This is a genomic window from Streptomyces sp. MZ04 (genome assembly GCF_004684775.1).
In the GTDB taxonomy this organism is placed as follows: Bacteria; Actinomycetota; Actinomycetes; order Streptomycetales; family Streptomycetaceae; genus Streptomyces.
Genome location: NZ_SRIC01000044.1, coordinates 14,563 through 40,145, shown reverse-complemented (window position 1 = coordinate 40,145; position 25,583 = coordinate 14,563). Strand labels below are relative to the sequence as shown.

Here is a 25,583-nt window from a genome sequence, read left to right as displayed (position 1 = left end):
TGTGTATAAGAGACGGGGGCATGGGGGCGGAGGCGGGCACGGGCACTCGCACAGTCACGGCCCGGCGGCGCCGGTCTCCAAGCATCTGCGCAAGGTCATCGCCGCGGTGCTGATTCCTTTCGCCACCGCGGTCGTCGTGGGCCTGGTCGTGCTCTGGCCCGGCGGCGCGCCGGGCCATGAGCGCACCGGGGTCGGCTTCGATCGGCAGACCCAGTCGGCGAAGGTGACGAAGGTGGAGGAGCTTCCCTGCAAGGACGTGAACGCCTCGCAGCCGCCGCCCACTGGGGACACCTCCACCGCCGAGGGCCAGACCGCGCAGTCGCGCGCGGAGGGCATGTGCAAGAAGGCGACGGTCGAGGTGACCAGCGGCAAGGACAAGGGCCGCACCTTCACCGAGATCGTCCAGCCGGACTCGCCTCGGCAGTTGCGCGAGGGCCAGCAGGTGGTGGTCGCCTATGAGCCCAAGGCCCCGGAGGCGCTGCAGTACTCGGTCACCGACGTGAACCGCAAGGTCCCCCTGGCGGTGCTCGCCGGGATCTTCGCCGTCGCCGTCGTCCTGGTGGGGCGGATGCGCGGCGTCATGGCCCTGGTGGCCCTGGCGTTGAGCTTCCTCGTGCTGACGTTCTTCATCCTGCCCGCGATCCTGCAGGGCTCGAATCCGCTGGTCGTGGCGGTGGTCGGGGCCAGCGCGATCATGCTGATCGCGCTCTATCTGTGCCACGGGCTCACGGCCCGTACGTCGGTCGCGGTGCTCGGCACGCTGATCTCGCTCCTCCTCATCGGGCTGCTCGGCTCGGTCTTCATCGGCTGGGCCTCGCTGAGCGGCAACACGGACGACAGCACGGGTCTGATCCACGGCCTCTATCCGGACATCGACATGAGCGGTCTGCTGCTCGCGGGCATCATCATCGGCTCGCTCGGCGTCCTCGACGACGTGACCGTCACGCAGACGTCCTCGGTCTGGGAACTGCACCAGGCCAACCCGTCGATGGGCTGGCGCGGCCTCTACCGCGCGGGCATCCGCATCGGCCGCGACCACATCGCCTCGGTGGTCAACACCCTGGTCCTGGCGTACGCCGGCGCCGCGCTGCCACTGCTCCTGCTCTTCTCGATCGCGCAGAGCAGCGTGGGCACGGTGGCCAACAGCGAGCTGGTCGCCGAGGAGATCGTGCGCACCCTGGTCGGCTCGATCGGCCTGGTAGCCGCGGTCCCGGTGACGACGGCGCTGGCCGCCCTGGTCGTCTCGGCCGACCGCACGGGCGGCACCACCACCGCGGCGGCCCCGGCTCCCACGGCTCCCTCGGCCGCCAAGCAGCGCCGTGGCGGAGGAGGGGGCCGACGCCGCAAGCGGTGAGCCGGGACGCAGGAACCGGCGAGCCTACGCCGGGACCACCCGGGGCAATGCCGCGAAATGCCCCAATCTGCCATCCGCCTGCGCCCGTTGCCCCCAGAGCTCAGCCCGCGCTCTGCTCCTCCGCGAGGATCCGGTCCAACGCCTCGTCCAGGTGCGACTCGAAGTCGGCGAGCGCCCGCTCTTGCCCGAGCGGCACCAACTTGTCCGTACGGTCCAGGAACGCGAGCAGCGGCGGGATCCCCACCCGGAACAGCGCCTGGTCACCACCGACCTGAAGCCTGATGAGGACCTCTTCGAGCAGCTCGGGATCGGTGGGCGCGATGCGCACGTCCCCGTCACCGCACGCCCTGCCCACCCCCTCGATCAGCAACTCCCGCCCAAACGCCCAGGTCACCGGAGCGTCACCGGGGAGATGGAAGGTCAGCCGGATGGCATAGGGATCCCCGGTCTCGTAGCGCAGCTCCACCGGGATGCGAAACGACAGCTCCTCGGAAACAAGGAAGCTCATCATGACCTCTGCCTGCACCGACTCGCGCTCGCCCATCGCCCGCCTACCCCGTCGCTAAACATCGACTGGCCAGGAACCAACTCCCTGACACCCATGGCATCTTGCTTAACGTACACATCACATCACAAGGAGTGAGTTTTCAGATGCTGATAGAGAAGGCGAGTGTCCCGAGTAGCTTTCCGATCTCATTCTGCAATCGGTCGGCTGCGGGCAGTAGCCGACCGGCCTGATCGGAGGGAACGGAAATCGCCATCGTGGCAGCCGTGTTGCCCGCCGTGATCGGAATGGCGGCGCAGACCGTCCCCAGCGCATACTCCTGCCGCTCCACCACGGGTTTCATCCGCCCCATCGCGTCCAGGCGGCGCAGGAAACTCCGGTCGTCACGGACCGAGTACCGCGTGATCGACTGCACCGGGTAGCGGTCGAGGTGGTCCTTGCGCTGCTCGTCGTCGAGTTGGCCGAGCAGGCACTGGCCGATCGCATGGGCATGACCGGTCTCGCGGAAGTCCGCCCACTCTTCGACGGCCGGATTCCCGGGCGTGTCCGCGACGGCCACGATCTCGATCTCGCCCTCGCGGTAAACGGCGAAATAGACCGGTACGCCGATGGCGTCACGCCAGTGCGCCAAGGCTTCGCCGATCATGCCGCGACGATTCTGCTGCGCCCCGCTGGCACTCAGCCGCTCGGCGGCCTCGCCGAGCACGAACAGGCCCTTCTCCCGGCGCAGATAGCCCTCGTGCGTCAGCGTGCGCAGCAGGTGATAGGCCGTGGGAAGCGCGAGCCCCGACTCACGGGCCAACTGCTTGGCGGGTGCCCCGCCCTGATGCGCGGCTGCGGCCTCCAACAGACGTGTCGCCCGCTGCACGGAGCCGATGAGGGTCGGCGCGGCGGCAGTTGAGGGTGCGGCGTCAACTGTGGCCAAGGTTCACTCCCGAAGCGCGTGGGATGTCTGCCCGTGCCCGGGGTCACACGGGAGGGAGCGCGTTGCGCCCGCGCGCGGGGCGGACCCCGCGTCGGATTTCGGACTCTAACCGCTGGACACCGGCCCGAGACCCCTCGCGGGGAAACTTCCCCCGCCCGAGGGAACCTTTGCGAGAAGTCACCAATCGCTGCGTGACGAGGCCGAGCCCGATATGAACTTCCGTACGACGTAGATGAGTCCGCCCACAAGCGCCACGAAAATCAGTGCCTTGAACAACAGGCCGACCACGAATCCCACAACGGTCGCTATCACGCCGCCGAACACGACCAGGGCGATGACCGGCACCGCGATCCACTTCACCCACCACGGCAATCCCGAGAAGATCTCCTGTGCTGCCATCGTCCTTACCTCTCTGCGCGTCTTTGCATCTCCGCATCTCTGCGTCTCTGCATCTCTGACTTCCTGCATTCGATGCTAGAGCGGCGAAGGCCTCGGCGGGGGCCTCGGACCCCTTGTCCTCCCCTGATCCGTCCCTTAGGGAACCCCGAGGTCCCGGCCCCGAGAAGTCAGCCCTGCGGCGGAGTGGATCAGCCCTCCGGCGGCGAGAAGACGACCAGGATGCGCAGGTCCTCGCTGATGTGGTGGAACTTGTGGGCCACGCCCGCGGGCACGTACACGACACTGCCCCGCGCGACCTGGGTGGTCTCCATGCCGACGGTGATCGACGCCCGGCCGCTGACGATCATGTACACCTCGTCCTGCTGGTGCGGCAGTTGGGGGTCGGACTCCCCGGCATCGAGCGCGTACAGCCCGACCGACATGTTCCGCTCACGCAGAAACTGCAGATACGCACCGTCGTTCGCGGCGCGCTCCGCCTCCAGCTCATCCAGTCGGAATGCCTTCATCGTCCGTGTACGCCCCTCGCCGCTGATCGGGGGCCGACCGCTCCGGCCCTACGTCTGCCACGATCAGACACATGAAGAATTTCGTAGTCAAGACGATCGCCAACGCGGCGGCCCTGGCCGTCGCCGTATGGCTGCTCGACAAGATCACCCTGACCGGCGACAGCACGGGCAAGAAGGCCGGCACGCTGATCGTCGTCGCCCTGCTCTTCGGCCTGGTGAACTTCCTGGTCAAGCCGATCGTGAAGGTCCTCACCTTCCCGCTCTTCATCCTGACCCTGGGTCTGATCACCCTCGTGGTCAACGCCCTGATGCTGCTGCTGACCTCGTGGCTGGCCGACAAGTTCGACCTGAGCTTCCACGTCGACGGGTTCTGGACCGCGGTTCTGGGCGGCCTGATCATCTCTGTCGTGTCCTGGGCGATGAACGTCGTCCTGCCCGACGACAAGGACTGAGCCCGCCCGATGGCCCTGCCCTTCTCCGTGTGTTTCGTCTGCACCGGCAACATCTGCCGGTCACCCATCGCCGAGTCCGTCTTCCGCGCGCGGGTCGACGAGGCCGGACTCGGCGGCCTGGTCCGGGTGGACAGCGCGGGCACCGACGGCTGGCACGAGGGAGACGGCGCCGACCCGCGCACCGTCTCCGTCCTGGAGGCGGCCGGCTACGAGAGCGATCATGTGGCGCGGCGCTTCCAGGTCTCCTGGTTCCCGCGCCTCGATCTGGTGATCGCCCTGGACGCGGGCCATCTGCGTACGCTGCGCCGCCTCGCGCCGACCTCCGCGGACGCGGACAAGGTGCGGCTGCTGCGCTCGTACGACCCCGCCGCCACCGACCTGGACGTTCCCGACCCGTACTTCGGCGACGACGACGGCTTCGACACGTGCCTGAGAATGGTCGAGGCGGCGAGCGACGGTCTGCTCGACGCCGTACGTGAAGCGATGGAAGGGCGGGCGGCATGACGGATTCCGCACGAACCGCGGGAACAGCCGCAGGTACGGGCTCAGGGATCGGCGACGGCACGAGAGCGGTGCGGGCCGGCCTCCCCGAGCCGGTGAAACACGAGCCGACGCTGCCGGGCCCGGTGTTCGCGGCGCACTTCCATCTGCCGGGCGACCCCACGGGGCCGTACACCTACGGACGCGACGAGAACCCGACCTGGACGCTTCTGGAGCGGGCCATCGGCGAGTTGGAGGCGCCCGGATCCGGCGATGACGTCGAGACCCTGGTCTTCGCCTCCGGGATGGCCGCGATCTCGGCGGTGCTCTTCTCGCAGCTGCGCACTGGCGACGTGGTGGTCATGCCGGACGACGGCTATCAGGCGCTGCCCCTGGTCCACGAGCAGCTCACCGCGTACGGCATCGAGGTGCGCACCGCCCCGACCGGCGGCGACGCGCAGCTCGGCGTCCTGGACGGCGCGAAGCTGCTGTGGATCGAGACCCCGTCCAACCCGGGGCTCGACGTGTGCGACGTGCGGCGTCTCGCCGAGGCGGCACGCGCGCGTGGCGCCCTGGTCGCGGTCGACAACACCCTGGCCACGCCGCTGGGCCAGCGTCCCCTGGAGCTCGGCGCCGACTTCTCCGTGGCCAGCGGCACCAAGCAGCTCACGGGGCACGGCGACATCCTTCTGGGGTACGTCGCCTGCCGCGATGCCGAGTTGGCCGCGTCCGTGAAGCGCTGGCGCAAGATCGTCGGGGCGATTCCGGGCCCGATGGAGGCCTGGCTCGCGCACCGCTCGCTCGCCACGCTCCAGCTGCGCGCCGAGCGGCAGAACGCCAACGCCCTGGCCCTCGCCGAGGCGCTGCGCGGCCGCGACGAGGTGACCGGGCTTCGCTATCCGGGGCTGCCCGACGATCCCTCGCACAAGATCGCCTCGCAGCAGATGCGGCGCTTCGGGTGCGTGGTCTCGTTCACGCTGCCCTCACGCGCGCGTGCCGATCGTTTTCTCGACGCGCTGCGCCTGGTGGACGACGCGACGAGCTTCGGCGGCGTACGGTCCACCGCCGAGCGGCGCGGCCGCTGGGGCGGGGACGCGGTCCCGGAGGGCTTCGTCCGCTTCTCCGCCGGGGCCGAGGACCCTGAGGATCTGGTGGCGGACGTGCTGCGGGCACTCGACGAAACGGACGAGGCGGCAGCGTCCGCAAAGTCGGCGAACTGACCGCTTTCCGGTGCTCCTGCCGTCTCCCGGCTAGTACCCCGCTACGTACAACGAACGGTCCGAGCCTCCCCCCTCGTGGCTCGGACCGTCCCGGTTCTGCGCGCGAAGAACCGCGCGAACAAGGCTAGTTGACTCTGTGTCAGTGTCCAATCACAGTAGCGACAGAGACCTATCGACATATTTATAGTTGGGCGCGGCCCAGGGGCCTGGAGGGGAGGGCGCTGCCATGGATCTGGCCCTGCTGCGCACATTTGTCACCGTGCACCGGGCCGGTTCCTTCACGCGCGCCGCCGCCCTGCTCGGCCTCTCGCAGCCCGCCGTGACGTCCCAGATACGCACCCTCGAACGGCAATTGGGCCGCCCCTTGTTCCTGCGCCAGGCGCGCGGCGTGACCCCCACGACCATCGGGGACGAACTCGCGCACAAGGCCGCCCCGCATCTCGACGCCCTGGTGGAGATCGCCGAGACCGGGCTCGACGAGGACTCTTCGGTACGCACGCTCCACCTCGCGGGGCCGCCGGAGTTCACGGCCACCCTGGCCCTGCCCGCGCTCACCGCGCTGACGGGGCAGGACGGCCAGGGCTTCGCGCTGCGTGCCTCGTTCGGCAACGCAGAGGAGGTCCTCGAAGGGCTCTCCGCAGGCCACCACGACCTGGCCATCACCACGGCCCGGCCGCGCGGCGCGCTGCTCACCGCGACGCCGCTCTGCGACGAGGAGCATGTCCTGGTCGCGGGCCCGCGCTGGGCCGCCCGCATCGGCCCCGGGAAGCTGCGGCGCAAGGGCGCGTCCGCCCTCGAGAACCTGCCGGTGGTGGAGGTGCACGAGTCACTGCCGCTGGTCGCCCGCTACTGGGCCGCCGTCTTCGACACCCGTCCGGCGGCATCGGGCACCGTCATCGTGCCGGACCTGCGCGCGGTGCTCGCCTGCGCCGCCTCCGGCGCGGGCCTCGCCGTGCTGCCCCGCTATCTGTGCGCGCCCGCCCTGGAGAGTGGCGAGGTCGTGGCCCTGCACGACCCGGCGGTGCCTCCGCTGCGCACCTATTTCCTCGTCGTACGCACCGGCACACTGGCCATGCCGCATATCGCGCGGGCGCACGAGTGGCTGCTGCGTGCTGCCGTCGACTGGGCTTGAGCGGGTCTCCATCTGGTTCGCGATGTTTCACGTGGAACACTCCGGGCCACATTTCTCCCATGACCGTCCGACCCGTGGTCAAGCGCACCGCACGCGCCATCCTGCTCGATGGCGACGACCTGATCCTGATCAAGCGGACCAAGCCCGGCGTCGATCCCTACTGGGTCACTCCGGGCGGCGGCGTGGAGGCGGAGGACGCGACCGTCGTCGACGCGCTCCATCGCGAGGTCCATGAGGAGCTCGGCGCCAAGATCTGCGACGTGGTGCCCTGCTTCGTGGACACCGTCGAGCACATCGGCGAGGACGGTGGCGCGACCGGTGTGAAGGTGCAGCACTTCTTCGTCTGCCGCCTGGAGTCCATGGACGCCTCGCTGCGGCACGGCCCCGAGGTGGAGGAGCCGTGCGGCGAGTACGAGATCGTCCACGTGCCCTTCACCCGCGTCGGGATCGCCTCGGTCCATCTCGTACCGCTGTCGCTGCGGCACTATCTGGACGGCAACATCGAGGGCGTACGCGCGATGCACGCGCCTGACCTGGGCTAGCCGCACGCTCCCGGACCGCGCTAATCGCCCGTGGCCACCAGTTCCTCGACGGAGTCGTGGCGGATCCGGCCGGCCGGGATGCCGAGGTCCCGCAGGGCGTCCACACCGCTGCGGATCATGCCGGGCGGACCCGAGAGGTAGGCGTCGTACTCGTTCCAGGGGCCGTACTCGCGCACGGCGTCCGGGAACTGCGCGTGGTCGTCGACGACGGGGCGGACCGCGAGCCAGGGATGGGTCTGCTGGAGCCGCAGCATCGTGTCGATGTCGTACAGGTCGTGGTCGGTGCGAGCTCCGTAGAAGACCTCCACGGGCCGGCGTTCGCCGTGCTCGGCGACGTCCTCGACGAGCGCCTTGATGGGGGCGATGCCGGTGCCGCCGCCCAGACAGAGCAGTCCGCTGTCGGTGGTGTGGTCGACGGTCATCGAACCGGCGGGCGGGCCGAGCCGCATGACGTCACCGGGGCGGGCGTGGTGCACCAGGGCGTTGGAGACCCAGCCCGCGGGGACGGCCTTCACATGGAACGAGAGCAGCCCGTCGGATCGCGGCGCCGAAGCGAACGAGTAGTGCCGCCAGATCCTCGGCCACCAAGGCGTCTCCAGGCTCGTGTACTGCCCGGCGAGGAAGGGATAGGGCTGGTCGGGCCGGACGGTCACGACAGCGATGTCAGGCGTTCTGAGGTCGTGCGAGACGACTTCGGCGAACCACCAGGCGGGGGCGCGCAGTTCGTCCGCGGCCGCCGCGTCGATCATGACCTGGGAGATCGTCGTGTACGTCCGGACCCAGGCGGCCTCGATCTCGTCGTCCCATACCGCGCTCGCGTACCGGCTGAGCGAGCCGATCAGGCACTCGCCGACCGCCGGATAGTGCTCGGGCTGCGTCCCGTACTTGCGGTGGCCGCGGCCGAGGTTCTTCAGATACGCGACGAGCACCTCGGTGTTGTCGATGTGCTCGGCCGCGGTCAGCAGCGCCTTCAGCAGCCGGTCGCGCTGAGTGTCCATGGCGGCAGGGAAGAGAGGCCGCAGATCGGGGTGCCGGGTGAAGAGCAGCGCGTAGAAGTACGAGGTCACCTTGTCCGCAACGGGGCCGATTTCGGCCATGGTGCGCTGCACGAGGATCGCGTCGGGGGATCCCTGAGGAGTGGGCTCGGGCCTTTGCTGTGGCTCGGGCCTTGGTTGCGGCGCGGGCCTTGGTTGCGGCTCGGGCCTTGGTTGCGGCTCAGGCCTTGGTTGCGGCTCAGGGCTCGGCTGCGGCTGAGGGCTCGGCTGCGGCTGGAGTTGTGGCTCGGGCTGCGGCGCGGCTTCCGGCTTCTGCCGCGGTTCCGGCACGCGCTCGCGCTGCTCGGGGGCGGCCGATATTCGCTGCTCGGCCACGGGCCGGGGCCCGGAGTCTCGCGCGGGCTCCACGGGGGCGGCGGGCTTGTTCAGGGGGCGTATCGACGCCACGCGGCGTCCCTCAGGGGCTTCGGAGGCCTTGGACTCATCGGACGCGGGACGCGTCGCCTCGCCGTCCTCCGGGCGCTGCGGCGCCTTGCGTGGGGTGAACCAGCCGCCTCCACCGCCGTTGTCGCCGGAAGTGCCGTTGCCCACCGACGTGGTGGTCGGAGAGTCCATGCTGTGCCTCGCCTCGAACATCTCTCAGTCGGTCTGCGCACTTCCCTGTAGGAAGCTGCTTGCTTTCCCCGCTCCGTCTCGCCCCGTGTGCCCGTGCCCCGTGTGCCGGCGCTCGTGTGCCCGCATTGAACCTTGGATTCCAGACCCTACGGACAAGTAGGGATGAAATGTGACATTGGCCGCAGTCATCTCTCCGCAGCGTCCCATCCATCACCATCGCGCCGGCCGCATAACCGAAAGTTCAGGTCTTCGATCTCTTCGCCCCGTTAGGCTGCGTCGACCTCCGCCCGTGCCCCCCAGGGGTGCGCAGAGATACACCCGGCACGAACCGGAGTCGACCATACCGGCAGCCGTCCGGCGCACAAGTCCGCCTTCCTTCACCCGGAATTCAGCGAACCACGCCTACCAATTACCCCAATTACCGGGCGCGGCACACCAATTCATACGCCTTACGTAGATCCCGCCCGACATAAGAGTGGGTAGCAAGCCCAACCAGCCGCTGATCCGCATTGACGGCGACCGAAACCGGCACCGCCCCGAACAACTCCACGTCCGAGAGCGAGTCGCCATATGCGATGCAATCGGACCTGCCCACCCCGAACTCTTCACAGAGCCGGTCCGCGATCTTCACCTTGGCCGCGGCATCGAGAATGCCCGCCGGATTCACCGGCTCGGTAAACGGCACCGAGGGGAAACGCGATCCGTACGCGGCATGCGCTCCCCACCCCAGGAGCCGCTCCACGAAGAACGACGGCGACAGCGAGATCACGGCGCAGTAGTCACCGCCCTCGCGGATCTCGGCCCAGGTCTCCCGGATCCCGGAGAGCCAGGGAGCCCCCTCGAAGGCCGCCGTCACGTGCGCCTCGGTGAGGTCTGCCCACAGGGCCCGAACCCGGACCGCGTACCGGGGCGGGTCGATGTGCTGCGCCACGAAGTCGCGTTCCAGCTCCGCGATCTCCGCGTCGAGACCGAGCCGATGGGAGATCTCCACCGGGGCCGCCGTTCCGTGCAGCAGCGTTCCGTCCAGGTCGAAAAGGTGAAGGCGTGGCATGTACGCCGAGACTAGTAGCCACGGTTACTCCCGCTGTCAGACGCCTTCGGCCACCGTTCCCGGCACCGTGTTTCACGTGAAACTAAGCCGCCCCCATCGCCGGGCCACCCTCGTCGTCCACGTAACCGCCGCCGCGGGCTGGCTCGGGCTCACGCTCGGGCTGCTCGCGCTCGCCGTCGCCGCCATCACCACGGATTCCGCCGCGACCACCGAAGCCGCCGCCCGTTCCATGAAGCTCTTCGCGGACTGGCTGGTGCTCCCCCTGGCGCTGCTCACGCTGCTGAGCGGTCTGGTGCTTTCCCTCGGAACCCCTTGGGGACTCGCCAAGCACCGCTGGGTCTATACGAAGTTCTGGCTGACCCTGGCCACCACCGCCGCATCGGCCTTCGCTCTGCGCCCGGGCATCAACGTCACAGTCGCCACCGTGGCCGCGGGCTCCCCGGTGACGGATCCAACCGACCTGATCGCCGGGCCCATCGTCTCCCTGAGCGCCTATCTCTTCATGACGGTCGTCTCGGTGCTCAAGCCCTGGGGTCTGACCCGCCGTGGCCGGAAGCAACGTGGCCGGAACCAGCGTGCTTCTGCCCACAAACCGGTGGACGTCGGGGACGTGCGTCAGACAGCCTGACCCGAGTGTCGACACCTTCCCTCTCCGCACTGCCCATCCGCCGGCTGACCCTCCGAGACGTCACCGCCTGCGCCGACCTCTCCCAGGACCGGGGCTGGCCACGCGAGGACCACAAATGGGGGCTGCTGCTCTCGGCCGGTACGGGTCACGGCATCGACGACCCCGACGGCGACGGCCTCATCGCCGCCTGCGTGGTGACCGAGTACGGGCCACAGGAAAGCCCGGGCCTCGGAGCGATCGGCATGGTCCTCGTCGCCGAGCGGCACGCCCGCAAGGGCATCGGCCGCCGCCTCATGCGCCACGTCATCGAAGAGGCCGGCACCACACCGCTCACCCTCCACGCGACGCCGAACGGCCGCCCCCTCTACGAGCAGCTCGGCTTCAAGACCACCGGCCGCGCCGAGATGGTCCGCGGCCGGTTCACCGCTGACGGCCCCCTGCCCGATGTCGCCACCCGGCCGGCGACCGCCGAGGACCTGCCCGCGATCCTCCGGCTCGACCACGAGGTCTTCGGCCTCGACCGCACGCACATGATCACCCGCCTTCCGGCCTTCGTGGACCAGCTGCGGGTCGCGGAGGCCGACGGCGAGATCACCGGTTACGCGGGCGCCTGGCCGAACATGGAGACCCATGTCATCGGCCCGCTGATCGCCCGCGACACGGACACGGCGAAGGCTCTCATCGGCTCCCTCGCCGCCGGCTCGGACCGTCCGCTGCGCACCGACATCGACGTACGCCATGAAGAGCTGCTCGCCTGGGTGAAGGAACGCGGTCTGGAGCCCATCGCCTTCAACGCCGTGATGACGTCCGGCATCCCTGAGCTGCCCGGCGACTGGTCGCGTCGCTTCGCACCGCTGACGGTGGCGGCCGGCTGAGCGGCGAGCAGGCGGCCGGCTGAGCGGCGAGCAGGCGGCCGCCACATGACGTGACGTACTACGCGAGGGCCTCCACGGCCGCCGTCGCGAACCCGTGGTCCTGCTCGGGCGCTCCGCCGCCGACGCCGATGGCGCCGATCAGCCGGCCGTCGCGGTGGACCGGGATGCCGCCGGCGATGAAGAGCAGCGGCCGGTCGAGGGCGGTGGGCAGGGTGTGGAAGGGGCCGTCGGGCTTGACCAGGTCGACGAGGCCGGCGGTGGGGGCATTGAGCTGAAGCGCCGTGTACGCCTTGCGGGTGCTGGTCTCGCCGGAGATCAGCACGGCCCGGTCGTCGCGGCGGAAGGCCAGCAGGTGGCCGCCCGCGTCGAGGACGGTGACGCTGACCATGACCCCGGCGGCCTCGGCCGCGCGGTGGGCCGCGGAGACGAGCGCCTCGGCGTCCTGGATGGTCAGCGGGGCGACAGCGGTGGCGGTGGTGCTCATGAGGTTCTCCTTGTGCGGTGGTGCTTGTGCGGGGGGGAGGCTTTGGGGGGCGTGGGGTCAGTGGTGGACGGGCGTCGCGGCCTGCTCCACCGGGGCCGCTCCCGCGACCACGAGGCTGAGGGCGGCCGAGCGGCGCTCAAGGGCCGCCGAGAGAACGGCCAGGACGAGCGCGGAGCCCGCGAGGACCGCGCCCACCCAGTTCGGGGCGGTGTAGCCGAGGCCCGCGGAGATCACGATGCCGCCGAGCCAGGCCGAGAGGGCGTTACCGAGGTTGAAGGCGCCGATGTTCACGGCCGAGGCGAGCGTGGGGGCGCCGGAGGCCTGGTCGAGCACCCGCTTCTGCAGCGGCGGCACGGTCGCGAAGCCGAGGGCACCGATCAGTGCGATGGTCACGGCCGCCGCGATCTTGTTGTGCGCGGTATAGGTGAAGAGGGCGAGCACGACGGCCAGCGCGCTCAGCGAGATGTAGAGCAGCGGCATCAGCGCGCGGTCCGCGAACTTCCCGCCGATCAGGTTGCCCGCGACCATGCCGAGGCCGAAGAGGACGAGCAGCCAGGTCACGGAGGAGTCCGCGTAGCCCGCGACGTCCGTCATCATCGGCGCGAGGTAGGTGATGGCCGCGAAGACACCGCCGAAGCCAAGGATCGTCATCGACATGGCGAGCAGTACTTGTACGTTGCGGAACGCGGCCAGTTCATGGCGCAGCCGTACGCCTTCGGGCTTGGGAAGGTCCGGCACCAGCTTGGCGATACCGGCCAGGCCGATGAAGCCGAGCCCGGCGACGACGGCGAAGGTGATCCGCCAGCCGAGGGTCTGCCCGACGAGCGTGCCGAGCGGCACACCGACCACATTGGCCACGGTGAGCCCGGTGAACATCATGGCGATCGCTCCGGCCTTCTTCTCCGGCGCGACCAGTTCCGCCGCGACGACCGAGCCGATGCCGAAGAAGGCACCGTGGGCGAGCGAAGCGACGACGCGGCCCGCCAGCATCACGCCGAAGGACGGGGCCACGGCGGAGAGCAGATTGCCCGCGATGAACAGGCCCATCAGGATCATCAGCATCCGCTTGCGCGAGACACGGGTGCCGAGGACGGTCATCAGGGGAGCGCCGAGGACGACGCCGAGTGCGTAGCCGGTCACGAGGAGACCGGCCGTGGGGATGGAGACGCCGAAGTCACCCGCGACCTCAGGGAGCAGTCCCATGATCACGAACTCTGTGGTCCCGATTCCGAAGGCCCCGATCGCGAGGGCCAGTAGCGCGAGAGGCATGGTTCTACCTTCCAAGGCGATTGCAGGTGCGCTTAGCTTGCGTCCACAATAGTTGCACACGCGGGTTACTTGCAAGCGCTGGATATTGCACCCGTGCACTATCCTGGTTTCAGCCGCTCCGGGACGGAGGAACAAGAGCCATGACAGCGACGGACCCCGCACTGACCGCCCTTGCACAGGGCTGGTGCGCGCTCTCCCTGCTCCACGGGAAGATCGAGACCCACATCGAGCGCGCCCTGCAGGCCAAGCACGGCCTGAGCGTGCGCGAGTACTCCCTGCTCGACGTCCTCAGCAGGCAGCACGACGGAGAGGGCGGCCATCTGCAGATGAAGCAGGTCGCCGACGCCGTCGTACTCAGCCAGAGCGCCACCACGCGCCTGGTCACCCGGCTCGAGGACCGCGGGCTGCTCGCCCGCTACCTGTGCCCGACCGACCGCCGGGGCATCTACACGGACGTCAGCGAGTCGGGCGCCGCGCTCCTCGCCGAAGCACGGCCCACCAATGACACCGCGCTGCGCGAGGCACTCGACGCGGCGGCACTGGAACCGGAGCTCGCGCCGCTGGTCAGGGCCGTGGAAGCGGTGCGCGTACCGGCGTAAGCACTGACCGGTCGGCAGGAGACCGCATAGGCTGCGGCTCATGGGAGATCTTGAGATACGCCCGGCTGCGGCCGACGACATCCCCGCCATCGTGGAGATGCTCGCCGATGACTCGCTGGGCAACAATCGCGAGTCGCCGGACGACCTCACGCCGTACCTCGCCGCGTACGAGCGACTGGCCGACGACCCGAACCAGCACCAAGTCGTCGCCGTACGCGAAGGACGCGTCGTCGGCACGCTTCAGCTCACGATCATTCACGGGCTGTCCCGGAAGGGAGCCACCCGGTCGATCATCGAGGCCGTACGCATCCACGCCGACGAGCGCGGCAACGGCCTCGGCACCCGCTTCATCGAGTGGGCCGTCGATGAATCCCGGCGCCAGAACTGCCAGTTGGTGCAATTGACCTCCGACGCCACCCGCACCGACGCCCATCGCTTCTACGAGCGGCTCGGGTTCACGGCATCGCATGTGGGCTTCAAGCTGCAGCTCTGACGCTGCGGTTGACGTACGGGTGGGGCGTCGTGTTTCACGTGAAACACGACGCCCCACCGGGCTCTTACCGGCCCCCCTACTGAGGGAGTCCGTGCCACCCCTCCGGGTCCACCCCGCCCGGCACGGGAGCACTGGTGTCGTACGGCTCCCGCGTGAAGAAGAACGACCCCAGGTCGAGATGGCTCACCGACCCGTCCGGACGCCGTACCGCCCGCAGGATCTCCCCCGCGAAGTAGCCCTCGAGCCCGGTCCAGGTGCCGTCGCCGTTCGGCCGGAACCGTGAGCCCCGGACCCCGCTGCCGCTAAGGGGCGCCAGGTCGACGGCGCCGTCGGCCGCCGGCCGCAGCACGAAGGTGTTCGTCCCCCAGTGCCAGGGCCCCGCGAGCTCCAGCAGAGCCTTGTCCAGCTCGGGCAGCGGCCGCCACGCCTCGGGGATGCGCGGCTCGGCCTCGGCAACGATCAGCAGCAGCTCGGCGGCCAGCGCCGTCACGGCGGGACCGGAGGTGCAGTTGGTCAGCGTGACCGCCACCAGACCGTCCTCCTCGATCGCCCACAGCCCGGCCATGAAGCCCGGCAGCGAGCCACCGTGCCCGACCAGGGTGCGTCCGTCCACGCGGAGCACCTGCGTGCCGAGGCCGTACGTCGAGTTCCAGTCCCCCGGCGGCGTGGGCGCCGCCGGAGTCCTCATCTCCCGTACCGAATCGGCGGACAGGACCCGGTCGTCGCCCGACAGCAGGAAGGCACCGAAGCGCGCCAGATCCGCCGTCGTGGACCACAGCTGTCCGGCCGGTGCCATGAGACCCAGGTCCTCGGCGGGTTCGGGCATCATCACGTCCGCCCACGGATGGACGGCCCAGCCACCGGCGTGCGGCGCCTGCGGCTGTGCGCTCGTACGGGTCAGACCCAGCGGCTCCAGGATCTCGCGACGCAGCACGGCTTCCCAGGAATCGCCCCGTAGCGCCTCGACCAGCGAACCGAGCAGCGTGTAGCCGGGGTTGGAGTAGTGGAACCGGCGACCGGTGGGGTGCTTGAAGGGCTGCTCGCCGAGTACGTCCTCCAGCTCAGGACGCTGCGAACCCGGCGTACGCTCCCACCACTCCCCGGGGGTCTCGGCCGCCAACCCGCCGGTGTGTGCCAGGAGTTCCGCGATGGTGACGTCGCCCGCAGCCGTACCCGGAAGATGCTTCTCCAGGGGATCGGAGAGGTCGAGGGTGCCCTCGTCGCGCAGTCGCATCACCAGTACTGCGGTGAACGTCTTGGTGATCGAGCCGATGCGGTACTGAACGTCCTCGTCCGGCGCGTGTCCCTCCACGCAGGTGCGCCCCTCGGTCCACACCAACTCGCCGTCCCTGAGCACCGAGGCGACGAGCGAGGGCGCCCGGCCCTCCGCCTGAGCGGTGGCGACGCGGTGCAGCAGGGCCCGGCGGGTGGTGGGCAGCAGCTCTTCACGGGGTGATGTCATGGCCCTAGTCCACCTTTGGAGAGGCCGCGCGTCGAGCGAATTCCGCCGGGCGCCCTACGCGGCGCGCGTACCCGTGGCTTTGAAGAACGTGTAGTGGAAGGTCCCGTCGTCATCCACGGTCCTGCGCAGATCGGCGATCCCGCGGTCCCAGTCCGCCTCGGTGATGAGCGAGGCGGCCAGCGCGTCCTCCCTGACGGATTCGATCATGGCGGTGAATGTGCCGCGCGTGAAGCCGTCGACCAGCGCGGGACGGGTCCGGTCGGCGTAGACGGTGCACGGCCGCACCCTGACGTCGTCGTATCCGGCCTGCGCGACCAGCGGCAGCAACTCCCGCCCGATCAGGCCGTTCCCACCGCCGTCCGCCTGCAACTGGACCAGGCAGCCGATGGCCGCCCGCGCGTAGGCGCTGTCTGGGTGGAAGAACGCCGACGCGTGGTCCCCCTCGATCACGGTGAGGCTCCCGCCGGGTCGCAGCAGCCTCCGCAGCGCGGCGAGCGCGCGCCGGGGAGCGGCCAGGTGCTCCAGGACGAAGCACACGAAAATGTGGTCGAACTCGGCGTCCGGGAAAGGGAGATCGAAGAGATCGGCGCGGCACCACGTCACCTTCGCGTCGGGCGCGTGTGCCTCGACACGGGCGCGGGCCTGAGCAAGGGAGTCCGCTGACCGGTCGACGGCGACGATATGCGCCCCTGGGCTGGAGTCGACCAGGTGAACGGTCTGCGCGCCGACCCCGCAGCCGACCTCGAGGACCCGGCTGCCCCGAGGATACGCCGTGCCCTTGTGCAGCAGCGCGGCAAGGGTGTTCGCCTGGGCACCGAGCCTGCGGGCCTCGCGGTCCGAGTATCCGTGGACGTAGCCAACTGCCGGGAGGATGGCGGGAGATGGGGACGTGTGGTTGGTGGTGGCTATGTGCATGGCTTCAGGCTGCTGCCACTATGGCCCGGTGAACAGGTCCAATGACCATGCTGCCAACCGGTCCATAGCGTCGTCGCCCCGGGCCGATGTCGTCCAGCTGAACGGCTCAGGGAGCGACTCCCACCAGCTGAACGCTTCAGGAACCGACATCCACCAGCTGAACGGCTCAGGCACCGACTTCCTCCAGCTGAACATCGGCGACGCCCCGACCGGCGGGCGCGCGGACTGGCTGGCCCGGCGGCTACGCCTCGCGATAGCCGACGGCCGTCTGCCCGTGGGCAGCAGGCTGCCGGCCACCCGGACACTGGCGGGCGAACTGCGCGTGTCCCGCGGCGTGATCACCGAGGCGTACCAGCGCCTGAGCGAGGACGGGCATGTCGCGGGGCGGGGGCGCAACGGCACTGTGGTGGTCGCCGCGCCGGTGACCGTCCGGCCGGAGGCGCGCACGCAGCCGCCTCCGCCGCCGAGCAGCCTCTTCGCCGCCGCGCCCGGCACGGACATCTTCGACGCATTTCGGGCCACCCCGGCCCGGATCGACCTCTCGCCCGGCGTCCCCGACCTCGCGGCGTTCCCGCGCACAGCGTGGCTGCGTGCCGAACGCACCGTACTCAAGGAACTCCCGGCCTCCGCCTTCGGATACGGAGACCCACGCGGGGCCCGGGAACTGCGCGTCGCCCTAGCCCACTGGCTGGCCCGCAGCCGGGGCATCCGCGCCGATCCCGACGAGGTGGTCGTCACCGCGGGCACGGCTCAGACCCTCACCCTGCTCGGTCGGGTCCTGCACGACGACGGGATCCGCGCGGTGGCCGTGGAGGACCCCGGCGCGCTCGGCGCCCGCCAGCATCTGCGCAACGCGCACCTGGACACCCCGCCCGTCCCGGTCGACGCCGACGGCATCCGCGTCGACGCACTGGAGACCACGGGCGCTCCCGCCGTACTGCTGACACCGGCTCACCAGTTCCCGACCGGCGTCGTGCTCGGCGGCCGGCGCCGGCGCGCGCTGATGCGCTGGGCCACGGAACGCGACGGGCTGATCATCGAGGACGACTACGACGCCGAGCACCGCTACGACCGCGCCCCGGTCCCCGCCCTGCGTTCCCTGCTCGCCGAGCACGTCCTGTACGCCGGGAGCGTGTCCAAGCTGCTCGCCCCGGCGCTGCGCATCGGCTGGGCCGTCGCGCCGCCCCGGCACCGGGACGCGTTCGTCGCCGCCAAGCGCTTCGCCGACCTCGGCAGCGCCGTACTGCCACAACTCGTCCTGGCCCAGCTGATGGAGTCCGGCGCGCTGGAACGCCAGTTGCGTCTGCTGCGGGGGCGCCATCGCCGCCGCAGGGACGCGATGATCGCCGCGATCAGGACCCATCTGCCGGACGCCGTCGTGCACGGCGCCGCGGCCGGACTGCATCTGACGATCACCTTCGACGCCGGGTTGCGCGACACCGACCTCGCCGCGGCGGCCCTGCTGCGGGGCGTGAAGGTCCAGCCCCTGTCGTGGCACGGCCAGCGCCCGCACCGCCCGGGCCTCGTCCTCGGCTACGCCGCACCCACGGACACCGACATCGCCGACGGCATCGCGCTTCTCGGCGATGCCGTGCGGGACTTGGCCTGACGGACGTTACGTCTGCGCCATGTCCACGAAGCGCGAGTAGTGGCCCTGGAAGGCGACCGTGATCGTGGCCGTCGGGCCGTTACGGTGCTTGCCCACGATGATGTCCGCCTCGCCCGCGCGCGGGGACTCCTTCTCGTACGCGTCCTCACGGTGCAGCAGGATGACCATGTCGGCGTCCTGCTCGATCGATCCGGATTCACGAAGGTCGGAGACCTGGGGCTTCTTGTCCGTGCGCTGCTCGGGGCCACGGTTCAGCTGCGAGAGCGCGATGACCGGGACCTCGAGCTCCTTGGCGAGCAGCTTCAGGTTTCGCGACATGTCCGAGACCTCCTGCTGGCGGCTCTCGGCGCGCTTCGAACCGCCGGACTGCATCAGCTGCAGATAGTCGATGATCACGAGCTTGATGTCGCTGCGCTGCTTGAGGCGGCGGCACTTGGCGCGGATCTCCATCATCGACAGGTTCGGGGAGTCGTCGATGTAGAGGGGGGCGGCCGAGACCTCTGGCATGCGGCGCGCGAGGCGCGTCCAGTCCTCGTCGGTCATCGTGCCGGACCGCATGTGGTGCAGCGCGACGCGGGCCTCCGCGGAGAGCAGACGCATCGCGATCTCGTTGCGCCCCATTTCCAGGGAGAAGATCACGCTGGGCAGGTTGTGCTTGATCGAACAGGCCCGTGCGAAGTCGAGGGCCAGCGTGGACTTACCCATGGCGGGACGCGCCGCGATGACGATCATCTGGCCCGGGTGCAGCCCGTTCGTCAGCGAGTCGAAGTCGGTGAAGCCCGTCGGCACACCGGTCATCTCGCCGCTGCGCGAACCGATCGCCTCGATCTCGTCGAGCGCGCCCTCCATGATGTCGCCGAGCGGCAGATAGTCCTCGCTGGTGCGCTGCTCGGTGACCGCGTAGATCTCGGCCTGGGCGCTGTTGACGATCTCGTCGACGTCGCCGTCGGCCGCGTATCCCATCTGCGTGATGCGGGTTCCGGCCTCGACGAGGCGGCGCAGGACCGCGCGCTCGTGGACGATCTCCGCGTAGTACTCGGCGTTCGCCGCGGTCGGCACCGTCTGCACCAGCGTGTGCAGATACGGGGCGCCGCCCACCTTGGTGATCTCACCGCGCTTGGTGAGCTCGGCGGCGGTGGTGATCGGGTCGGCCGGCTCGCCCTTCGCGTACAGGTCGAGGATCGCGGTGTAGATCGTCTCGTGCGCGGGCCGGTAGAAGTCATGGCCCTTGAGCACCTCGACGACATCGGCGATGGCGTCCTTGGAGAGGAGCATGCCGCCGAGCACCGACTGCTCCGCGTCGAGGTCCTGCGGCGGTACGCGCTCGAAAGCGGTGCCTCCGCCGTCCCAGCCGCCGCCTTCGCGGCCCCGCTCATGCTGTTCGTCGCGGCCACGGCCGCCGTCACGGCGCCGGGAGGCGGGCAGACGATCACTGGGACCGCTGTCGGCCCAGGGGTCGTCCAAAGGCTCGGAAATACTCACCGGGCCACCTCCTCCCGTCCGCCGCGCGGACCTCGCCGTGCCCCTCTTTCTTACGGCACGACACTGACAAATGAGCCGCCCAACTCCGGTTCTGACGCGTCGGATTTACCGGGTTTCCGCGGTCGGAAGACGAGGGGGGCGCCGGACCACGGTAGGCCCGTGGCCACCGTCAGCCAATCTGGTTATCCACAGGCGGTGTGGATGACGGGCGCGATGCTGTGGAGAACCCCGCCAAACCTGTGCACGGCCCGGTGGACAGCCCTGTGAACAAGCCCTCAGCCCTCTCTGCAAACCGGCTCTGACCTGCAACGTTCCCATCCACCGGCTGTGCAGAAGAAAAACTTTCCCAGTCGGACCAAGATCGCGACAAACAGTGCGCCACAGAGCGCCCCGCCCAAGGCCAAGTAAGGGTCCATTAGGCGTTGCATCTCTTACCTGTGGAAGATTACATTGGTGCCCATGACACAGGCTCCCGCGGCGCCCAAGGCCGCACGGCGACGGCATGACCGAGAGATCATCGCACTCGCCGTCCCCGCCTTCGGCGCACTCGTCGCCGAGCCTCTCTTCGTGATGGCCGACAGCGCCATCGTCGGCCACCTCGGCACCGCGCAACTGGCCGGTCTCGGCGTCGCCTCGGCTCTCCTCACCACCGCCGTGAGCGTCTTCGTCTTCCTCGCCTACGCCACCACGGCCGCCGTCGCCCGGCGGGTCGGCGCCGGAGATCTCCAGGCCGCCATCCGCCAGGGCATGGACGGCATCTGGCTCGCCCTCCTCCTCGGCGCCGCCGTCATAGCCGTCGTCCTGCCCACCGCACCCGCGCTCGTCGAGCTCTTCGGCGCGTCGGACACGGCCGCCCCGTACGCGGTCACCTATCTCCGCATCTCCTCGCTGGGCATTCCGGCCATGCTCGTCGTGCTCGCCGCCACCGGCGTCCTGCGCGGCCTGCAGGACACGAAGACCCCGCTGTACGTCGCCATCGGCGGCTTCGTCGCCAACGGCGTCCTCAACGTGGCTCTCGTCTACGGAGCCGGCCTCGGCATCGCCGGTTCCGCCTGGGGCACCGTCATCGCCCAGTGCGCCATGGCCGCCGTGTACCTCTTCGTCGTCGTACGCGGAGCCAGACGCCACGGCGCCTCACTGCGCCCCGACGCCGCCGGCATCAGGGCCTGCGCCCAGGCGGGCGCACCCCTTCTCGTCCGTACGCTCTCACTGCGGGCCATCCTCATGATCGCGACGGCGGTGGCCGCCCGCCTCGGCGACGCCGACGTGGCCGCCCACCAGATCGTCCTGTCCCTGTGGAGCCTGCTGGCGTTCGCCCTCGATGCCATCGCCATCGCCGGCCAGGCGATCATCGGCCGCTATCTCGGAGCGAACGACGCCCAGGGCGCGCGCGACGTCTGCCGCCGGATGGTGCAGTGGGGCATCGCATCGGGCGTCGTGCTCGGCCTCCTGGTCGTCCTGGCCAGGCCGTTGTTCATCCCGCTGTTCACGAGTGACGCGGCGGTCGAGGACGCGGCGCTGCCCGCCCTCGTGGTAGTGGCCCTCGCCCAGCCGATCTGCGGCATCGTCTACGTCCTCGACGGCGTCCTGATGGGAGCCGGCGACGGCCCCTACCTGGCCTGGGCCATGCTCGCCACGCTCGCCGTCTTCGTCCCCGTCGCCCTCCTGGTGCCCACCCTGGGCGGCGGCCTGACGGCGCTGTGGGGAGCGATGACGCTCATGATGGCGGTACGGATGATCACCCTGTGGCTGCGATCCCGCTCGGGCCGCTGGATCGTCACGGGCGCCACACGCTGAGCCGTTTCACGACGCTGAGCCGTTTCACGTGAAACATGTGGGGCCGCACCCCGAAGGGTGCGGCCCCACACGTTCGTTCAGCTCTGCCAAGCGAAGTGCTTAGGCGGAGACGACCTCGATGTTGACCTTCGCGGCAACCTCGGGGTGCAGACGCACGGACGTCGCGTGAGCGCCCAGCGTCTTGATCGGCGCGTTCAGCTCGACACGGCGCTTGTCGACCTTCGGACCACCGGCAGCCTCGATCGCCGAAGCGATGTCGGCCGGGGTGACGGAACCGAAGAGACGACCGGCGTCGCCGGAGCGAACGGCCAGACGGACCTTGACGCCCTCGAGCCGGGCCTTGACCTCGTTGGCCTGCTCGATGGTCGCGATCTCGTGGATCTTGCGCGCGCGACGGATCTGCGCGACGTCCTTCTCGCCACCCTTGGTCCAGCGGATCGCAAAGTTCCGCGGGATCAGGTAGTTGCGGGCGTAGCCGTCCTTGACGTCTACGACCTCGCCGGCAGCGCCGAGGCCAGTGACCTCGTGGGTGAGGATGATCTTCATTAGTCGGTCACCCTTCCCTTATCGCGCGGTGGACGTGTAGGGCAGCAGCGCCATCTCACGGCTGTTCTTCACGGCCGTGGCGACGTCACGCTGGTGCTGCGTGCAGTTGCCGGTCACGCGGCGGGCACGGATCTTGCCGCGGTCGGAAATGAACTTCCGCAGCATGTTCGTGTCCTTGTAGTCCACGTACGTGACCTTGTCCTTGCAGAATGCGCAGACCTTCTTCTTAGGCTTGCGCACAGGCGGCTTCGCCATGGTGTTTCTCCTGTGTGATCAAGAAGTGTGGGTACGGCCCACCTCTTGGCCCTGAGGCCTAGAAGGGGGGCTCGTCCGAGTAGCCGCCGCCAGAGCCGCCGGAGCCGCCGGAGCTTCCGCCCCAGCCACCGCCGCCGCCCTGCTGCTGGCCGCCGCCGGCCGGAGCACCGGTCGCCCAGGGGTCGTCGGCGGGAGCACCGCCGCCACCCTGCTGCTGACCGCCACCGGAGCCGCCGCCCCAGTTGCCGCCGCCCTGCTGGCCGCCGCCACCGCCGCCGTATCCACCCTGGCCGCCGCGACCGGTGGTCTTGGTGACCTTGGCCGTGGCGTTCTTCAAGCTGGCGCCGACTTCCTCGACGTCCAGTTCGTAGACCGTGCGCTTGACGCCCTCGCGGTCCTCGTAGGACCGCTGCTTCAACCGGCCCTGCACGACGACGCGCATGCCTCGCTGAAGCGACTCAGCGACGTTCTCCGCCGCCTGACGCCAGACCGAGCAGGTGAGGAAGAGGCTCTCGCCGTCCTTCCACTCATTGGTCTGACGGTCGAAGGTGCGGGGAGTGGACGCGACACGGAACTTCGCGACCGCCGCACCGGACGGGGTGAAGCGCAGCTCGGGGTCGTCGACAAGATTGCCGACGACCGTGATGACGGTCTCGCCTGCCATGGGGGAACCTCTCGGCGGGTTTGCTGCTGGCTGCTTTTGCTGCTGCTACTCGAAACCCGAGTACCGCTGAGCTAGGAAGCTCAGTGGGTCTCGGGACGGAGGACCTTGGTCCGGAGGACCGACTCGTTCAGGTTCATCTGGCGGTCGAGCTCCTTGACGACCGCAGGCTCGGCCTGCAGGTCGATGACCGAGTAGATGCCCTCGGGCTTCTTCTTGATCTCGTACGAGAGACGACGACGGCCCCAGGTGTCGACCTTCTCAACCTTTCCGTTGCCCTCACGGACGACGGAGAGGAAGTTCTCGATCAGCGGGGAGACAGCGCGCTCCTCGAGATCGGGGTCGAGGATGACCATCACTTCGTAGTGACGCATGTGGAACCCACCTCCTTTGGACTCAGCGGCCACGGTCGTTCCGTGGCAGGAGGGTCGTGATGCGTACGCAACGGTATCCGCAGCCACTGACAATCGGGCTCCTCGATCGGAAGACCGAGCTGGAGCCCTGCCAGGGGCCTGGGCAGACACCGGTGCAGACGGTACAGAGTACCCGCACCATGGCTTCCGGTTGAAATCCGGCGTCCGGCGGGCAGAATCTGTACACATCGGGTGTGTATGGCGCTACGATGCGCCGCCTTCCGCAGGAGGTGCCTCATGGCACAAGCATTGCGACGAAACACCGCCGGCTCTCTCTTCGCCACGGACGGCAAGGCCCATCCACTGCAGGACACGCTCCTCGGCGTGACCCTGGTCCTCGGTGCGATCGCCTTCGTCTCCGCGATGTTCCACAACCTCCATCTGCTCAGCTCATGGACCGGCCTGCTGGGAATCGGCACGGCTGCGTGGGGACAGTTCGTCTCCGAAACGACCCGTGAGCGCTTCGGCCTGATCGTGGGCCTCGGTGCGTCGGCGGTCGGATTCTTCCTGGGTATGGCCCACGGCGGGCTCTTCGGCGGCCTCTGGTGACCGCCCCTCGGCACCCCCGCCGCCCATAGGCCGGGGGTCGAGGTTCCGTACGCCCAGACGGGGCGCTCGCGGGGCACAGTAGGCTTCGGCGCGAGAGCCGGAGCCCCTGTACCCATGGGGACACACCAGCCCGAGGAGCGCCCCGAATGAGTCTGACCCTGAGGACCATCAGTCGCGAGCAGCATCTGGCGTTTATCCAGAGTCTGCCGTCGGCGAGTCATTGCCAGGTCCCGGCATGGGCGGATGTGAAGAGTGAATGGCGTTCGGAGAACCTGGGCTGGTTCGACGACGGGACCGGTCAGCTCGTCGGCGCGGGTCTGGTGCTCTACCGCCAACTGCCCAAGCTGAAGCGCTATCTCGCGTACCTCCCCGAGGGCCCGGTCATCAATTGGTACGCCCCGAACCTCGACGACTGGCTGCAGCCGATGCTCGCGCATCTGAAGCAGCAGGGCGCCTTCTCGGTGAAGATGGGCCCGCCGGTCGTCATCCGGCGCTGGGACGCTCCCGCGATCAAATCGGGCATCCAGAACCCGGACGTGAAGCGGCTTCGCGACGTCGAGGCCTCGCACATCGAGCCGCGTGCCTTTGAGGTCTCCGACCGGCTGCGCCGCATGGGCTGGCAGCAGGGCGAGGACGGCGGGGCCGGCTTCGGTGACGTACAGCCGCGCTATGTCTTCCAGGTGCCGCTGGCCAACCGCTCCCTGGACGAGGTCCTCAAGGGCTTCAACCAGCTGTGGCGGCGCAACATCAAGAAGGCCGAGAAGGCCGGTGTCGAGGTCGTCCAGGGCGGATACGAGGACCTCGCCGAATGGCAGCGGCTCTACGAGATCACCGCGGTCCGCGACAAGTTCCGGCCGCGGCCGCTGGGTTACTTCCAGCAGATGTGGCGGGTGCTCAACTCCGAGGACCCCAACCGCATGCGGCTGTACTTCGCGCGGCACAACGGCGTGAACCTCTCCGCGGCGACGATGCTGGTCGTCGGCGGGCACGTCTGGTACTCCTACGGCGCCTCGGACAACATCGGCCGCGAGGTCAGGCCCTCGAACGCGATGCAGTGGCGGATGCTCCGCGACGCCTACGCGCTCGGCGCCACGGTCTATGACTTGCGGGGCATCTCCGACTCTCTGGACGAGACGGACCACCTCTTCGGACTGATTCAGTTCAAGGTGGGCACGGGTGGAGAGGCTGTCGAGTACATCGGCGAGTGGGACTTCCCGCTCAACAAGCTGCTCCACAAGGCGCTCGACATCTACATGTCGCGCCGCTGACCGCACCGACCCGGCACAATTCACACATCCACGAGCACTGCCAAAAATAGTCTTCATACCTCTGATACACCGCAGCCACGAGAAAGGTTCCAGGATCCGGCC

Annotated in this window: 29 protein-coding genes; 14 read left to right on the top strand and 15 right to left on the bottom strand. The window is 69.3% G+C overall.

Going from position 1 to position 25,583, the window contains the following annotated elements; translation table 11 throughout:
- Position 1: 1 nt before the first annotated feature.
- Positions 2 to 1,354, top strand: a complete 1,353-nt coding sequence (locus E2651_RS12875; RefSeq protein ID WP_135331219.1) for a YibE/F family protein — start codon at positions 2 to 4, stop codon at positions 1,352 to 1,354.
- A 100-nt stretch (positions 1,355 to 1,454) separates the two neighbouring features.
- Here the strand turns inward: E2651_RS12875 and E2651_RS12870 are convergent, their stop codons facing one another.
- The 4 genes from E2651_RS12870 to E2651_RS12855 all read right to left on the bottom strand — a co-directional run bounded on the left by E2651_RS12870 (position 1,455) and on the right by E2651_RS12855 (position 3,689).
- Positions 1,455 to 1,898, bottom strand: coding sequence for an SsgA family sporulation/cell division regulator (locus tag E2651_RS12870; protein ID WP_167828779.1), 444 nt, complete (start codon positions 1,896 to 1,898; stop codon positions 1,455 to 1,457).
- 103 nt (positions 1,899 to 2,001) lie between these two features.
- Positions 2,002 to 2,727: an IclR family transcriptional regulator C-terminal domain-containing protein gene (locus E2651_RS12865; RefSeq protein WP_135331218.1), complete on the bottom strand. Its 726-nt coding sequence runs from the start codon at positions 2,725 to 2,727 to the stop codon at positions 2,002 to 2,004.
- A 234-nt stretch (positions 2,728 to 2,961) separates the two neighbouring features.
- The gene (locus tag E2651_RS12860; protein WP_135331217.1) at positions 2,962 to 3,183 is read right to left on the bottom strand and encodes a DUF5326 family protein; all 222 of its coding nucleotides are present in this window, start codon (positions 3,181 to 3,183) and stop codon (positions 2,962 to 2,964) included.
- Positions 3,184 to 3,371: 188 nt separating this feature from the next.
- Positions 3,372 to 3,689 (bottom strand): cupin domain-containing protein, encoded by a 318-nt coding sequence (locus E2651_RS12855; RefSeq protein ID WP_135331216.1) that lies wholly within the window; start codon positions 3,687 to 3,689, stop codon positions 3,372 to 3,374.
- A gap of 71 nt (positions 3,690 to 3,760) precedes the next feature.
- Between E2651_RS12855 and E2651_RS12850 the strand changes: the two genes are divergently transcribed.
- From E2651_RS12850 to E2651_RS12830, 5 genes are all read left to right on the top strand, one after another.
- Positions 3,761 to 4,141, top strand: a complete 381-nt coding sequence (locus E2651_RS12850; RefSeq protein ID WP_135331215.1) for a phage holin family protein — start codon at positions 3,761 to 3,763, stop codon at positions 4,139 to 4,141.
- Between the two features lie 15 nt (positions 4,142 to 4,156).
- Positions 4,157 to 4,645, top strand: a complete 489-nt coding sequence (locus E2651_RS12845) for a low molecular weight protein-tyrosine-phosphatase (RefSeq protein ID WP_135331223.1) — start codon at positions 4,157 to 4,159, stop codon at positions 4,643 to 4,645.
- Entirely contained in the window at positions 4,642 to 5,841 is a 1,200-nt protein-coding gene (locus E2651_RS12840) for a cystathionine gamma-lyase (protein ID WP_135331214.1), read from the top strand. The genes E2651_RS12845 and E2651_RS12840 overlap by 4 nt, the downstream gene beginning before the upstream one ends.
- 226 nt (positions 5,842 to 6,067) lie before the next feature.
- Positions 6,068 to 6,973 (top strand): LysR family transcriptional regulator, encoded by a 906-nt coding sequence (locus E2651_RS12835; protein ID WP_135331213.1) that lies wholly within the window; start codon positions 6,068 to 6,070, stop codon positions 6,971 to 6,973.
- A 59-nt stretch (positions 6,974 to 7,032) separates the two neighbouring features.
- On the top strand, positions 7,033 to 7,515 hold the full coding sequence (locus E2651_RS12830; protein WP_135331212.1) for an NUDIX hydrolase: 483 nt from the start codon (positions 7,033 to 7,035) through the stop codon (positions 7,513 to 7,515).
- A 20-nt stretch (positions 7,516 to 7,535) separates the two neighbouring features.
- Here E2651_RS12830 and E2651_RS12825 read toward each other — a convergent pair whose 3' ends face one another.
- Entirely contained in the window at positions 7,536 to 9,125 is a 1,590-nt protein-coding gene (locus E2651_RS12825; RefSeq protein WP_245238783.1) for a globin domain-containing protein, read from the bottom strand.
- Between the two features lie 418 nt (positions 9,126 to 9,543).
- Positions 9,544 to 10,176 (bottom strand): HAD-IB family phosphatase, encoded by a 633-nt coding sequence (locus E2651_RS12820; RefSeq protein WP_135331210.1) that lies wholly within the window; start codon positions 10,174 to 10,176, stop codon positions 9,544 to 9,546.
- A 76-nt stretch (positions 10,177 to 10,252) separates the two neighbouring features.
- Between E2651_RS12820 and E2651_RS12815 the strand changes: the two genes are divergently transcribed.
- Together E2651_RS12815 and E2651_RS12810 are read left to right on the top strand one after the other, a co-directional pair.
- The gene (locus E2651_RS12815) at positions 10,253 to 10,804 is read left to right on the top strand and encodes a DUF2269 domain-containing protein (RefSeq protein WP_135331209.1); all 552 of its coding nucleotides are present in this window, start codon (positions 10,253 to 10,255) and stop codon (positions 10,802 to 10,804) included.
- A gap of 5 nt (positions 10,805 to 10,809) precedes the next feature.
- The gene (locus tag E2651_RS12810) at positions 10,810 to 11,679 is read left to right on the top strand and encodes a GNAT family N-acetyltransferase (protein ID WP_135331208.1); all 870 of its coding nucleotides are present in this window, start codon (positions 10,810 to 10,812) and stop codon (positions 11,677 to 11,679) included.
- Between the two features lie 58 nt (positions 11,680 to 11,737).
- Here E2651_RS12810 and E2651_RS12805 read toward each other — a convergent pair whose 3' ends face one another.
- Entirely contained in the window at positions 11,738 to 12,163 is a 426-nt protein-coding gene (locus E2651_RS12805) for a heme-binding protein (RefSeq protein WP_135331207.1), read from the bottom strand.
- Between the two features lie 57 nt (positions 12,164 to 12,220).
- Positions 12,221 to 13,432: an MFS transporter gene (locus E2651_RS12800; RefSeq protein ID WP_135331206.1), complete on the bottom strand. Its 1,212-nt coding sequence runs from the start codon at positions 13,430 to 13,432 to the stop codon at positions 12,221 to 12,223.
- 140 nt (positions 13,433 to 13,572) lie between these two features.
- Between E2651_RS12800 and E2651_RS12795 the strand changes: the two genes are divergently transcribed.
- On the top strand, positions 13,573 to 14,031 hold the full coding sequence (locus E2651_RS12795) for a MarR family transcriptional regulator (RefSeq protein WP_135331205.1): 459 nt from the start codon (positions 13,573 to 13,575) through the stop codon (positions 14,029 to 14,031).
- A 40-nt stretch (positions 14,032 to 14,071) separates the two neighbouring features.
- Positions 14,072 to 14,524 carry a GNAT family N-acetyltransferase gene (locus E2651_RS12790; protein ID WP_135331204.1) on the top strand — a complete coding sequence of 151 codons (453 nt, stop codon included), beginning with the start codon at positions 14,072 to 14,074 and terminating at the stop codon, positions 14,522 to 14,524.
- 76 nt (positions 14,525 to 14,600) lie between these two features.
- On the opposite strand, the gene E2651_RS12785 is transcribed toward E2651_RS12790, so the two are convergent.
- Both E2651_RS12785 and E2651_RS12780 read right to left on the bottom strand, forming a co-directional pair.
- Entirely contained in the window at positions 14,601 to 15,986 is a 1,386-nt protein-coding gene (locus E2651_RS12785; protein WP_135331203.1) for a serine hydrolase domain-containing protein, read from the bottom strand.
- A gap of 54 nt (positions 15,987 to 16,040) precedes the next feature.
- On the bottom strand, positions 16,041 to 16,901 hold the full coding sequence (locus E2651_RS12780; protein ID WP_135331202.1) for a methyltransferase domain-containing protein: 861 nt from the start codon (positions 16,899 to 16,901) through the stop codon (positions 16,041 to 16,043).
- A 157-nt stretch (positions 16,902 to 17,058) separates the two neighbouring features.
- Here E2651_RS12780 and E2651_RS12775 point away from each other — a divergent pair, with 157 nt between their 5' ends.
- Positions 17,059 to 18,510: a PLP-dependent aminotransferase family protein gene (locus E2651_RS12775; RefSeq protein WP_135331222.1), complete on the top strand. Its 1,452-nt coding sequence runs from the start codon at positions 17,059 to 17,061 to the stop codon at positions 18,508 to 18,510.
- Positions 18,511 to 18,516: 6 nt separating this feature from the next.
- Here E2651_RS12775 and dnaB read toward each other — a convergent pair whose 3' ends face one another.
- A complete protein-coding gene (gene dnaB / locus E2651_RS12770; RefSeq protein ID WP_135331201.1) occupies positions 18,517 to 19,992 on the bottom strand; it encodes a replicative DNA helicase in 1,476 nt (491 codons plus the stop codon).
- 459 nt (positions 19,993 to 20,451) lie between these two features.
- Here dnaB and E2651_RS12765 point away from each other — a divergent pair, with 459 nt between their 5' ends.
- Entirely contained in the window at positions 20,452 to 21,789 is a 1,338-nt protein-coding gene (locus E2651_RS12765; RefSeq protein ID WP_135331200.1) for an MATE family efflux transporter, read from the top strand.
- Between the two features lie 99 nt (positions 21,790 to 21,888).
- On the opposite strand, the gene rplI is transcribed toward E2651_RS12765, so the two are convergent.
- The 4 genes from rplI to rpsF form a co-directional block, all read right to left on the bottom strand.
- Positions 21,889 to 22,335, bottom strand: a complete 447-nt coding sequence (gene rplI / locus E2651_RS12760) for a 50S ribosomal protein L9 (protein WP_135331199.1) — start codon at positions 22,333 to 22,335, stop codon at positions 21,889 to 21,891.
- An 18-nt stretch (positions 22,336 to 22,353) separates the two neighbouring features.
- A complete protein-coding gene (gene rpsR, locus E2651_RS12755) occupies positions 22,354 to 22,590 on the bottom strand; it encodes a 30S ribosomal protein S18 (RefSeq protein ID WP_003949403.1) in 237 nt (78 codons plus the stop codon).
- A gap of 58 nt (positions 22,591 to 22,648) precedes the next feature.
- Complete coding sequence (locus E2651_RS12750) at positions 22,649 to 23,254, bottom strand: single-stranded DNA-binding protein (protein ID WP_135331198.1); 606 nt, start codon at positions 23,252 to 23,254, stop codon at positions 22,649 to 22,651.
- 80 nt (positions 23,255 to 23,334) lie between these two features.
- Positions 23,335 to 23,625: a 30S ribosomal protein S6 gene (gene rpsF, locus E2651_RS12745; RefSeq protein ID WP_006604399.1), complete on the bottom strand. Its 291-nt coding sequence runs from the start codon at positions 23,623 to 23,625 to the stop codon at positions 23,335 to 23,337.
- A gap of 276 nt (positions 23,626 to 23,901) precedes the next feature.
- Between rpsF and E2651_RS12740 the strand changes: the two genes are divergently transcribed.
- Entirely contained in the window at positions 23,902 to 24,213 is a 312-nt protein-coding gene (locus E2651_RS12740; protein ID WP_135331197.1) for a hypothetical protein, read from the top strand.
- Positions 24,214 to 24,359: 146 nt separating this feature from the next.
- Positions 24,360 to 25,481, top strand: coding sequence for a peptidoglycan bridge formation glycyltransferase FemA/FemB family protein (locus tag E2651_RS12735; RefSeq protein WP_135331196.1), 1,122 nt, complete (start codon positions 24,360 to 24,362; stop codon positions 25,479 to 25,481).
- Positions 25,482 to 25,583: the final 102 nt, after the last annotated feature.